We start from the raw sequence: 11,641 nt of genomic DNA, 5'->3' as shown, positions 1-11,641 counted from the left end.
GCAAAATGGACACTGACGTGCGGAGTGCCGCCGCCCGACCAATCACCCTGGAGCTGAACGCATGACGACGTCCACGCCGACGCCTACCCTGCTGGCCTGGAGCGGCGGCAAGGACTGCCTGCTGGCCCTGCAGCGCTTGCTGGCCGATCCGCAGTGGCGGGTGACCGGCCTGCTCACCACGGTCAACCGCAACTACCAGCGCGTGGCCATGCACGGCACCCCGCGCGCCGTGCTGCAGGCACAGGCCGCCGCGCTGGGCCTGCCGCTGCTGGAGGTGATGCTGGACTGGCCCGGCAGCAACGAGGCCTATGAGGCGGCGCACGCGCAGGCGCTGGTCGAGGCGCGCATGCGCTGGCCGGGGATCCGCCACTGTGCGTTCGGCGATCTGTTCCTGGAGGATGTGCGCGACTACCGCGTGCGCCAGCTCGGCCGCGAAAACTGGCGCGCGGTGTTCCCGCTGTGGGGCGAGGACACCGCCGCGCTGGCGCGCCGCTTCGTCGGCGAAGGCCATCGTGCGGTGCTGTGCTGCGTGGATACCCAGCAGCTCGACGCGGACTTTTGCGGCCGCGACTACGACGCCGCCCTGCTCGACGCGCTGCCGGCCGGCGTCGACCCCTGCGGCGAGCGCGGCGAATTCCACACGCTGAGCTACGCCGGGCCGCTGTTCCACCGACCGCTCAAACTGCGCCGCGGCGAATCCGTGCTGCGCGACGGGCGCTTCCAGTTCACCGATTTCCTGCTGGACGAGCATGCCGCGCCGGACTGAACGCCACATCCTGCCCGACCTGCTGCAGCCCGGGCTGGCGCTGGTGTTCTGCGGCACCGCCGCGGGCCGGCGTTCGGCCGCCGAACGCGCCTACTACGCCCACCCCGGCAACCTGTTCTGGCGCGCGTTGTTCGACGCCGGGCTGACTCCGCGCCTGCTGCTGCCGCCGGAGTTTCCCCTGCTGCTCGATTACAGCATCGGCCTCACCGACCTGGCCAAGCGCCACATGGGCAACGACGACGAACTGCCGCGCGACGCGTTCGACGCGCCCGCGCTGGTCGCCAAGATCGAACGCCACGCCCCACGCCTGCTCGCCTTCACCAGCAAGAACGCGGCACGCAGCGCACTTGGCCACGCGGTCAGCTGCGGGCTGCTGGACGAAACCATCGGCGACACACGACTGGTCGTGTTGCCGTCGCCGTCCGGCCAGGCGCGCGGACACTGGGACCTGGCGCCATGGCTGGCGTTGAGCGAGCTGTACCACGCCGTTCATGCCACTCCGTAGGGACTCGCGAGCTCACTCGACCGGTGTGTGCCGGTATGTGCTGACACCCTGGGCGCGCACGATCGAAGCCTTGTTCGACCACGCGCGGCGGATATAGGTAACCACCGCCGCCACCTCGCCGTCGTTCAGCTGCTGCGCGAACGGCGGCATCGAGTACGGTCGCTGGTTGGCCGCGGTGACCGGCGCGAAACCGCCGAGCAGGACCATCCGGGTCGCGTTGATGCCGGTCGGTTCGGTTACCGAGGAGTTGCCGTCCAGAGGCGGATAGACTCCGGCCACGCCCTCGCCGCGCTTGCCATGGCATTCGGCGCAGTGCTTCGCGTAGACCTTCCCGCCCTGTTCGGTCAGCGCCCTGGTGTCGAACGGCGAACTCGGCTCGGCCAGCGGAGCCCGCGGCGGCAGCGACTGCAGGTAGCTGGCTATCGCGCGCAGGTCGGCGTCGCTCATGTGCTGGGTGCTGCCCGACACCACCGCGGCCATCGGGCCGAACGCCGCGCCCCTTGCGGACTGGCCAGTCTTCAGCAGGTCGACGATGTCCTGTGCGCCCCAGCCTTCCAGGCCACCGTTCTTCTGCGTGCTCAGGTCGGGCGCGTACCAGTTCTGCATCGGGATCTGGCCGCCGGTGAGGTGCACGTCCTGCGGCGTGCCGCCGAGCGTGTCGCGCGCGGCATGGCATTCGTTGCAGTGGCCCAGTCCCTGCACCAGATAGGCGCCGCGGTTCCACTCGGCCGACTGCGCCGGATCGGGCTTGAACTCGCCCTCCTTGAAGTACAACGTGCGCCACGCCGCCAGGCTCTTGCGCACGCTGTAGGGGAACGCCAGCGCCGATGCGACGGCCGGCTGGTGCACCGGCGCCAGCGATTGCAGGTAGGCGAAGATCGCCAGTGCATCGTCGTGGTTCACCTTGGTGTACGAGATGTACGAGAACGCCGGGTACAGCAGTTCGCCATGACGGCCCTTGCCGCTGTGCAGCGCCTGCCAGAAGTCCTCGAAGCTCCAGTCGCCCAGGCCGGTCTCGCGATCGGGCGTGATGTTGGGCACCGGGATATCACCGAACGGCGTGGCCAGCGAGCGCCCGCCGGCGTAGCGCGCACCACCTTGCGCGGTATGGCAGCCGGCGCAGTCGCCGACCGTGGTCAGGTATTCGCCTTTCGCGATCAGTGCCGGATCGCGCAAGGTGGTCGCCGCGATTTTGCTCGCGGCCGGCGGGGTCGGCCGGCTGCCACTGCCGCCGAACAACACCCAACCCAACACCAACGCCACCAGCAGCACGATCAGCAGCAACAGCCAACGCAGCCACCTCATGACGGGTCTCCCGTCGCGCCCAGCACGCCACAGGCTAACGGCGGCGTCACCGAGCCGGCCGGTTGCGCGTGCGTGTCGGCCGGCAACTCGCGGCTGGCCAGCGCTGCCGCCACGGCGGTGATGTCCGACTCGCTGAGCCGGTTCGCCACCGTCGCCATGCAATCGGGTGCCACCGTGGCGCGGGTATGCGTGCGCCAGGAGCCCAGTTGCGCGCTGATGTAGTCGTACGGCAGGCCGACCAGACCCGGCGTGGACGGCTCCACGCCGGTCAGCTGGCTGCCGTGGCAGCTGGCGCAGGCCGGAATCTTGCGCGCCGGGTCGCCCTTACTGACCAGCTGCTCGCCACGCTGCAGCGCCGCGGTGGACACCGGCGGCAACGGCGAACGGCTGTACGGCACCTGCTGCACCGCGAAGTACTCGGCGATCTCTCGCATGTACGCCGGCGGCAGTTGGCGCACGGTGTACTCCATCGGCGCGTACTTGCGCAGGCCGTTCTGGAAATCCTGCATCTGGCGCGCCAGGTAGGCTGCCGGCTTGCCGGCGAGGCGCGGGAAATAGCCGCTGCCGGGCGTGCCTTCGCCATGCACGCCATGGCAGGTGGTGCAGGCGGCGATGCGCTGCTGCAAGGTGTCGGGAATCGGGGGGTTGTCGGCGGCGCGACTGGCGGTGCCGTAGAACAGGGCGACCGCGAACAGGGTGACAACACCGAACGGCTTGGCATGACACAGGCTGGCGTTCGTATTCATCCGGCGATTGTACGCTTGCGAAAGCAGCACCCATGCCGGACCGGCGCTAAGCTGGGGCCACGCGACAACATGCCGCATCACGAAACCGGGGGTTACCGTGAACCGTTCAGCCGTCCATCTCGCCGCACTCGTCACTGCCTTGCTTGCCGGCCCGGCGCTGGCCGCCGAGGCCACACCGCCGAGTGTCGCCTACGCGTCCATCGACCAGCTGCAGCAGCACATGGATGCCGGCACGCTGGACAGCCGCCAGCTGACGCAGGAGTTGCTCGAACGCATCCAGCGGATCGATCGTTCCGGCCCTGCCCTGCGCGCGGTAATCGAGACGAACCCCGACGCGCTGCAACTGGCCGGCACGCTCGACGACGCACGCGGCAGTGCCAAGTCGCGCGGCCCGCTGTACGGCATTCCGGTGCTGCTGAAGGACAACATCGACACCGGCGACCGCATGCTCACCACCGCCGGCTCGCTGGCACTGGCCGATGCGCCGGCGCCGCGCGACGCCGGCCTGGTCGAACGGCTGCGCCAGGCCGGTGCGCTGATCCTGGGCAAGACCAACTTGAGCGAATGGGCCAACTTCCGCTCCAACCATGCCAGCAGCGGCTGGAGCGGGCGTGGCGGGCAGACCCGCAATCCCTACGTGCTCGACCGCAACCCGTGCGGCTCCAGCGCCGGGTCCGGCGCCGCGGTGGCGGCAGGCCTGGCCACGGTGGCGATCGGCAGCGAGACCGACGGCTCGATCATCTGCCCTGCCGCGATGAACGGCATCGTCGGCATCAAGCCCACCCTTGGCCTGGTCAGCCGCGCCGGCATCGTGCCGATCAGCCACAGCCAGGACACCGCCGGTCCGATGGCGCGCAACGTGGCCGACGCCGCCGCCCTGCTCAGCGTGATCGCCGGCAGCGACCCGCGCGACCCGGCCACCGCCGAGGCCGATCGACATGCCACCGACTACCGCCGCTTCCTCGATCCGAACGGACTCAAGGGCAAACGCATCGGCGTGGTGCGCCAGCTCGCCGGCGCCGAGCCGAACGCCGACCGCGTGCTGGAGCAGTCGATCGCGCTGATGAAGGCACAAGGCGCGATCATCGTCGACCCGGTCACGCTGCCGCACCTGGCCGAGCTCGGCAAGCCGGAGATCACCGTGTTGCTGTACGACTTCAAGCACGACATCAACGCCTATCTGTCCGGCCGCACGGGCCTCAAGGTGAAGACGCTGGCCGACCTGATCGCGTTCAACCAGGCGCATGCCGGCGAAGAGATGGCCTGGTTCGGCCAGGAACTGTTCGAGCAGGCCGAGAAGAAGGGGCCGCTCAGCGAGAAGGCATATACGAACGCACTGGCGCAGGCGAAGCGGCTGTCCGGCCCGCAGGGCATCGACGCTGCCCTGAAGGCGCAGCACCTGGACGCTTTGCTGGCACCGTCGTGGGGCCCGGCCTTCATGACCGATCCGGTGCTGGGCGACCACATCGTCAGCGGCGACCCCACTGTCGGCGGCGCCTCGCAGCCGGCGGCCGTGGCCGGCTATCCCTCGATCACCGTACCGGCCGGCTTCGCCCACGGCCTGCCGGTCGGCATCGTGCTGTTCGGCGCGCAGTGGAGCGAGCCGACGCTGATCTCGATCGCCTACGGTTTCGAGCAACATGCCAGGGCATGGCAGCCGCCGCAGTTCCTGGATACGGTCGGCGGCAAGCCGGTGACAACCATTCACTGAGCCTGCAACGGGAAAAGGCGGCCGGTGGCCGCCTTTTCATCGTACGCCCGACCTGGCGCGTCAGCCCTGTCCGCCCACCGACTTGCGCACGATCAACATCGCCAGCTCCAGCGACTGCTCGTAGTTCAGGCGCGGATCGACCATCGACTTGTAGGCACGGTCGAGGTCGCTCTCGGACAGGTCGCGGGCGCCACCCATGCATTCGGTGACATCCTCGCCGGTCAGCTCCAGGTGCACGCCGCCGAGTCGGGTACCGGCCGCCGCATGGAGGTCGAACGCCTGCTCCAGCTCGCCGCGGATGTTGTCGAAGCGGCGGGTCTTGTGGCCATTCGAGGTGTTCTCGGTATTGCCGTGCATCGGATCGGCCACCCACAGCACGCGCCGGCCCTCGCGCTTCACCGCTTCCAGCAGCGGTGGCAGCGCGGTCGCGATCTTCGCGTTGCCCATGCGATGGATCAGGGTCAGCCGCCCCGGCTCGTCACGCGGGTTCAGCGCATCGATCAGCGGCAGCAGTTGCCCGGGTGTCACCGAAGGCCCCACCTTCACCGCGACTGGATTGCGGATGCCACGGAAATACTCCACGTGGGCACCGTCCAGCGCCGCCGTGCGCATGCCGATCCACGGAAAGTGGGTGGACAGGTTGAACCAGCCGGGGTGGCGCGGCACCTGGCGGGTCAGCGCCTGCTCGTAATGCAGCAGCAGCGCTTCGTGCGAAGTGAAGAAATCCACCTTGGAGAACCCGGCGATCGGGCCGGCCAGGGTCTCCATGAAGCGCAGCGAGTCGCCGATGGCGGCGACCATCTGCCGGTACTCGGCAGCCAGCGGCGAATGCTCGACCCAGGCCAGGTCCCAGTACTCCGGATGATGCAGATCGGCAAAGCCGCCGTCGATCAGCGCGCGCACGAAGTTCATCGTCAGCGCGGAATGCGCATGCGCCCGGATCAGCCGTTGCGGATCGGGACGACGCGCCTCGGCGGTGAACGCCGGACTGTTGACCACGTCGCCACGAAAGCTCGGCAGGGTCACGCCGTCGCGGGTCTCGGTATCGGTCGAGCGCGGCTTCGCGTATTGCCCGGCAAAACGGCCCACCCGCAGCACCGGCTTCTTCAGCCCGTGCACCAGCACCAGGCTCATCTGCAGCAGCACCTTCAGCCGGTTGGAAATCACCGGGCTGGTGCAGTCGGCGAAGCTTTCCGCGCAGTCGCCACCCTGCAACAGGAAACGCCCGCCTTCCTGCGCCTCGGCCAGTGCCTGCTTCAGCGCCAGCACCTCCCACGACGTCACCAGTGGCGGCAACTGGGCAAGATGCACGCTGGCCTGGGCCAGCTCGACCGCATCGTCGTAATGCGGCTGCTGCAGCGCCACGCGCTGCTGCCAGGAACCGGGAGTCCAGTCACTGGGCGTAAACGTGTTCGGCAAAACAGGATTCATCGCACGGCCTTGGCAACAGCAGGGGCATTCACTTCGATGCGGCCCGGCGCCACGCCGCCACGACCGCCAGCACGGCCAGCGCGACGAACCACAGCAGGCTCCAGGCTGGCATCGGCAGGCCGAGGATGGGCTCAACCTTGGCGCACTCGCCGGAACCGGTGAACACCAGCTTCAACAGCTTCGACAACGGGAACGCGTCCAGCATGTAACCCAGCCCGGGGCCGCAGGAGGGCACCTGGTCGGCCGGCAGACTCTGCAGCCACAGATGGCGGCCGGCAGTAACGATGCCGCCCACGGCACTCGCCAGCACCAGCCCCGCATAGGCCCAGCGGCCGTTGCCGCGTGGCGCATGCAGCCCGCCCAGCAGGAAAAACAGCGCCATGAACAGGAAGGCGATGCGCTGGAAGACGCACAGCGGGCACGGTGTCATGCCCAGCCCGTATTCGGCATACAGCGCAAAGCCGAGCAGGCCTGCGCAGATCAGGAAACCGACGAGAAAACTGACACGGTACGACCAGCGGAATGGATTCATGGCGGATTGTTGCGTTGCGGAACAATGACCTTACCTGTTCGCCGGGGCGCTGTCAGCAGGCTTGCGGCATCCCGGGGGAAATATCCGGTTCGTCGATGCCCACATACACGAAAACCCGGCAGGTCGCCCGGCCGGGTTTCGTGTTTGGACGTCTGAATGCCGAGCCCTATCGACCGCGGCCGACAGACTTATTCGGCGTCGACAGCTTCGACCTGCGGGCGACCGACCAGCTCGACATACGCCATCGGCGCATTGTCGCCCGGGCGGAAGCCGCACTTGAGGATGCGCAGGTAGCCGCCGGGACGCTCCTTGTAACGCGGCCCCAGCTCGACGAACAGCTTGCCGACCGCTTCCTTGTCGCGCATGCGCGAGAAGGCAAGGCGGCGATTGGCCACACCGTCGACCTTGGCGAGCGTGATCAGCGGCTCGGCTACACGGCGAAGTTCCTTCGCCTTGGGCAGGGTGGTGCGGATCAGCTCGTGCTTCACCAGTGACGAGGCCATGTTGCGAAACATCGCTTCGCGGTGGCTGCTGGTGCGGTTGAGTTTGCGTCCGGATTTTTGGTGGCGCATGGCGAAAAACTCTCTGTCTGTTGTTATGAAAAGCCGGCGCTCAGGTCCGGCTTCCCGCGGTTACCCGCTTATAAAAAGCCCTGTGGGAACGGGCTTTTCTGAAGAGTGCAGCCTTGAATGGCTGCTTATGGTGCCTGGCGAGCCGTCATGTACCCGCTCGCCCAGTCGTTCCTGCCGGGGCGATCAGCAATCGATCGCGCCGGCAAAGCTCATCAACCCAACTGCATGCCGTGGGACAAGCCCGGCGGCGGCCAGTTCTCGAGTTTCATGCCCAGTGCGAGACCACGCCCGCCCAGCACGTCCTTGATTTCGGTCAGCGACTTCTTGCCCAGGTTCGGCGTCTTCAGCAGCTCGACCTCGGTCTTCTGCACCAGGTCGCCGATGTAGTAGATGCTCTCGGCCTTCAGGCAGTTCGCCGAACGCACGGTCAGCTCCAGATCGTCGATCGGACGCAGCAGCAGCGGGTCGAAACCGCTCTTCTCCGCCTTGTCGGTGGCGCTCTCGCGACGCGAGAAGTCACCGAACACCGACAGCTGGTCGTTGATGATCTCGGCGGCCTTGCGGACCGCGTCTTCAGCACCGATCGTGCCGTTGGTCTCGATGTCCAGCACCAGCTTGTCGAGGTTGGTGCGCTGCTCGACACGAGCTGCGTCCACCTCGTAGGCCACGCGCAGCACCGGCGCGAACGACGCGTCCAGCTGCAGGCGACCGATCGGGCGCGCCTCGTCATCCGGATGCTGGCGCGAGCTGGCCGGCTGGTAGCCGACACCACGACGCACCTTCAGGCGCATGTTGAGCGCGATGTCCTTGGTCAAGTGGCAGATCACGTGTTCGGGGTTGATGATTTCCACCGAATGGTCGACGACGATGTCGCCGGCCGTGACCACGCCCTTGCCCTTCTTCGACAGGGTCAGGGTGACTTCATCACCCGTATGCTGACGAATCGCCACGTCCTTGAGGTTGAGCAGGACTTCAATGACGTCCTCCTGCAGGCCTTCCAGAGTGGTGTATTCGTGCAGCACGCCATCGATTTCCACCTCGACGATGGCACTGCCAGGAATCGAGGAGAGCAGCACGCGGCGCAGCGCGTTGCCCAGGGTATGGCCGAAGCCACGCTCGAGCGGCTCGACCACCACCTTGGCGCGGTTGGCTCCGAGCTGTTCGACGCTGAGGCCCCGAGGCCGCAGCACACTAGTTGACGAAACTGCCATGCAGAGCTCCGGTGATTACTTCGAGTAAAGCTCGACGATCAGTGCTTCATTGATGTCGGACGGCAGATCACCGCGATCCGGCACCGACTTGAACGTACCTTCGAATTTCTTGGCGTCGACCTCGACCCAGACCGGACGCAGGTCCATGGTGTCGAATACGGTCGCCGCTTCCTGCACGCGCAGCTGGCTGCGGGCGCGCTCGGTCAACGCGATCGCGTCGCCCGGACGAACCTGGTACGAAGGGATGTTCACCTTCTTGCCGTTCACCAGGATCGCCTTGTGGGCAACCAGCTGACGAGCCTGGGCGCGCGTGACCGCGAAGCCCATGCGATAGACGACGTTGTCCAAGCGGCTTTCGAGCAGGCGCAACAGGTTTTCACCGGTGTTGCCCTTGGACGTCGATGCCTTGGTGTAGTAGTTGCTGAACTGGCGCTCGAGCACACCGTAGATGCGCTTGACCTTCTGCTTTTCACGCAGCTGCACGGCATAGTCGGACATGCGCATGCGCTTGTTCGCGCCATGCTGGCCGGGCTTGTTTTCCAGCTTGCACTTGGAGTCCAGCGCGCGCGCCGGGCTCTTCAGGCTGAGATCTGCACCCTCACGACGGGCGAGTTTGCAGGTAGCTCCACGATAACGGGCCATGGGTATGCTCCTTAGACTCGACGCTTCTTGGGGGGACGGCAGCCGTTGTGCGGAATCGGCGTGACGTCGATGATGTTGAGCACCTTGTAGCCCAACGCGTTCAGCGAACGCACCGCCGACTCGCGGCCCGGGCCGGGGCCCTTGATGCGTACTTCCACCGTCTTCACGCCGTAGTCGCCTGCCGCGCGGCCGGCCTTTTCGGCGGCCACCTGGGCAGCGAACGGGGTCGACTTGCGCGAGCCACGAAAACCGGCGCCGCCGGCGGTAGCCCACGACAAGGCATTGCCCTGACGATCGGTGATGGTGACGATGGTGTTGTTGAAGGAGGCCTGCACGTGGGCCACGGCATCCGTGACAACGCGCTTGATCTTCTTCTTGGTCTTGACCGGCTTAGCCATATTCGGAATCCGTTACTTCTTGATTGCGCGACGGGGACCCTTGCGGGTACGTGCGTTGGTACGTGTGCGCTGACCGCGCACCGGCAGGCCACGACGATGGCGCAGGCCACGGTAGCAACCCAGGTCCATCAGACGCTTGATGGCCATGCCCACCTCACGGCGCAGATCGCCTTCGACGGTGTACTTGGCGATCTCATGGCGGATCTTCTCCACCTCGCCTTCACTGAGGGACTTGATCTGGGTGGTCGGAACCACGCCAGCATCCACGCAGACCTTCTTGGCCCGGCTGCGGCCGATACCGTAAATGCTCTGCAGACCAACCCAGACATGCTTCTGGACCGGCAAATTGACACCCGCGATGCGCGCCATGATGTACTTTCTCCGATGCGTTTCGTGCGCGGTAAACGCGCAATTTTAACCTGAATTACCCTAACTGGAAAGCCCTGCGACACCGCGGTGTCGCCACTCCCCGACTTTGACCAACCAAACCGCAGCCTCAGCTGCGGCGGAGATTGGCCTTCTTGAGCAGACTTTCGTATTGGTGACTGACCAGGTGCGCCTGCACCTGAGACGTGAAATCCATCACCACAACCACCACGATCAGCAGCGACGTGCCACCGAAGTAAAACGGTACATGCCAGGCGTTCTGCATGAACGACGGCACCAGACACACCGCCACCAGATACAACGCACCGACACCGGTCAGACGAGTCATCACCGCATCGATGTAACTGGCTGTGGCCTTGCCCGGACGGATGCCCGGGATCAGCGCACCCGACCGCTTGAGGTTGTCGGCCGTCTCATCGGCGTTGAACACGATCGCCGTGTAGAAGAACGCAAAACCCATCACCAGTATCGAAGACACCGTCTCGTACAACGGGTTGCCTGGGCTCAGTGCCTGGGTCAGATCCTGCAGCCAGCGCGACTGCTGCCCGGTGCTGAACCAGCTGATCGCCGTGGCCGGGAACATCAGCAGGCTCGAGGCGAAGATCGGCGGAATCACACCCGCCATATTGATCTTCAACGGCAGGTTCGAACTCTGGTTCTGATAGGCCTTCTGCCCGCCGGAACGCCGTGCGTAGTTCACCGTGATGCGCCGCTGGGCGCGCTCCATGAACACCACGAACGCCGTCACCGCCAACGCCAGACCAAACACCATCAACAACTTGATCAGCGACAACTCACCGTTGCTGGCCATGCCCAGGGTATGTACCACCGCCCCCGGCAGGCCGGCGACGATACCGGCGAATATCAGCAGCGAAATGCCGTTGCCGACACCGCGCTCGGTCATCTGCTCGCCCAGCCACATCAGGAACATGGTGCCGGCGGTAAGCCCGACCACGGACGAAAAGATGAAACCGAAACCCGGTGTATAAACCACCGGTGCGCCACCGGCCGCGACCTGGCCCTGCAGCGCCACCGCAATGCCGAACGACTGGAACGCCGCCAAGGCCACCGTGGCATAGCGCGTATACATCGTCATCTTGCGCTTGCCGGCCTCGCCTTCCTTGCGCAGGCTCTGCAGGCTCGGCACCACCGCGCCCATCATCTGGAACACGATCGACGCCGAAATGTACGGAATCACGCCGAGCGCGAATACCGAGAAGCGTTCCAGCGCACCACCCGAGAACATGTTGAACATGTCCATCAGGCCATTGCCGTTGACCAGATTGGTCATCGCCTCCGGATTGACGCCCGGGACCGGGATGAACGAACCGAGCCGAAACACCACCAGCGCACCGATCACGAAGAAAATGCGCTGACGAAGCTCCGTCAGTTTGCCGAGCTTGCCGAGTGCGTTGCCCTTGGCTGCTGCCACCTG

General features: G+C 66.1%; 13 protein-coding genes. 3 read left to right on the top strand and 10 right to left on the bottom strand.

Annotated elements, in window-relative coordinates; genetic code table 11:
- The first annotated feature begins 61 nt into the window (after positions 1-61).
- Both ABD024_RS04830 and ABD024_RS04825 read left to right on the top strand, forming a co-directional pair.
- Positions 62-766 (top strand): Dph6-related ATP pyrophosphatase, encoded by a 705-nt coding sequence (locus ABD024_RS04830; protein WP_343850212.1) that lies wholly within the window; start codon positions 62-64, stop codon positions 764-766.
- Positions 750-1,271, top strand: a complete 522-nt coding sequence (locus tag ABD024_RS04825) for a mismatch-specific DNA-glycosylase (RefSeq protein WP_343850210.1) — start codon at positions 750-752, stop codon at positions 1,269-1,271. The genes ABD024_RS04830 and ABD024_RS04825 overlap by 17 nt, the downstream gene beginning before the upstream one ends.
- 12 nt (positions 1,272-1,283) lie before the next feature.
- On the opposite strand, the gene ABD024_RS04820 is transcribed toward ABD024_RS04825, so the two are convergent.
- Both ABD024_RS04820 and ABD024_RS04815 read right to left on the bottom strand, forming a co-directional pair.
- On the bottom strand, positions 1,284-2,576 hold the full coding sequence (locus tag ABD024_RS04820; RefSeq protein WP_343850208.1) for a c-type cytochrome: 1,293 nt from the start codon (positions 2,574-2,576) through the stop codon (positions 1,284-1,286).
- Positions 2,573-3,322 (bottom strand): c-type cytochrome, encoded by a 750-nt coding sequence (locus ABD024_RS04815; RefSeq protein WP_343850206.1) that lies wholly within the window; start codon positions 3,320-3,322, stop codon positions 2,573-2,575. The genes ABD024_RS04820 and ABD024_RS04815 overlap by 4 nt, the downstream gene beginning before the upstream one ends.
- Positions 3,323-3,419: 97 nt before the next feature.
- Here ABD024_RS04815 and ABD024_RS04810 point away from each other — a divergent pair, with 97 nt between their 5' ends.
- Positions 3,420-5,033, top strand: a complete 1,614-nt coding sequence (locus tag ABD024_RS04810; protein ID WP_343850204.1) for an amidase — start codon at positions 3,420-3,422, stop codon at positions 5,031-5,033.
- Between the two features lie 60 nt (positions 5,034-5,093).
- Here ABD024_RS04810 and ABD024_RS04805 read toward each other — a convergent pair whose 3' ends face one another.
- From ABD024_RS04805 to secY, 8 genes are all read right to left on the bottom strand, one after another.
- A complete protein-coding gene (locus ABD024_RS04805) occupies positions 5,094-6,464 on the bottom strand; it encodes a class II 3-deoxy-7-phosphoheptulonate synthase (RefSeq protein WP_343850202.1) in 1,371 nt (456 codons plus the stop codon).
- A 28-nt stretch (positions 6,465-6,492) separates the two neighbouring features.
- Positions 6,493-6,996 (bottom strand): disulfide bond formation protein B, encoded by a 504-nt coding sequence (locus tag ABD024_RS04800; RefSeq protein ID WP_343850200.1) that lies wholly within the window; start codon positions 6,994-6,996, stop codon positions 6,493-6,495.
- Positions 6,997-7,184: 188 nt separating this feature from the next.
- Complete coding sequence (gene rplQ / locus ABD024_RS04795; RefSeq protein WP_343850198.1) at positions 7,185-7,568, bottom strand: 50S ribosomal protein L17; 384 nt, start codon at positions 7,566-7,568, stop codon at positions 7,185-7,187.
- Positions 7,569-7,780: 212 nt separating this feature from the next.
- Complete coding sequence (locus ABD024_RS04790; protein WP_343850196.1) at positions 7,781-8,779, bottom strand: DNA-directed RNA polymerase subunit alpha; 999 nt, start codon at positions 8,777-8,779, stop codon at positions 7,781-7,783.
- Between the two features lie 15 nt (positions 8,780-8,794).
- Positions 8,795-9,421, bottom strand: a complete 627-nt coding sequence (gene rpsD, locus ABD024_RS04785) for a 30S ribosomal protein S4 (protein ID WP_056386814.1) — start codon at positions 9,419-9,421, stop codon at positions 8,795-8,797.
- An 11-nt stretch (positions 9,422-9,432) separates the two neighbouring features.
- Positions 9,433-9,819, bottom strand: coding sequence for a 30S ribosomal protein S11 (gene rpsK / locus ABD024_RS04780; protein WP_007513384.1), 387 nt, complete (start codon positions 9,817-9,819; stop codon positions 9,433-9,435).
- A 12-nt stretch (positions 9,820-9,831) separates the two neighbouring features.
- Positions 9,832-10,188: a 30S ribosomal protein S13 gene (gene rpsM / locus ABD024_RS04775; protein ID WP_056386816.1), complete on the bottom strand. Its 357-nt coding sequence runs from the start codon at positions 10,186-10,188 to the stop codon at positions 9,832-9,834.
- Between the two features lie 127 nt (positions 10,189-10,315).
- Complete coding sequence (gene secY / locus ABD024_RS04770) at positions 10,316-11,638, bottom strand: preprotein translocase subunit SecY (protein ID WP_343850192.1); 1,323 nt, start codon at positions 11,636-11,638, stop codon at positions 10,316-10,318.
- Positions 11,639-11,641 lie beyond the last annotated feature (3 nt).

The sequence above is a fragment of the Rhodanobacter soli genome (assembly GCF_039523495.1).
Lineage (GTDB): Bacteria > Pseudomonadota > Gammaproteobacteria > Xanthomonadales > Rhodanobacteraceae > Rhodanobacter > Rhodanobacter soli.
The sequence above is the reverse complement of the archived record's forward strand: the minus strand, read 5'-3'. Positions and strand labels throughout refer to the sequence as shown.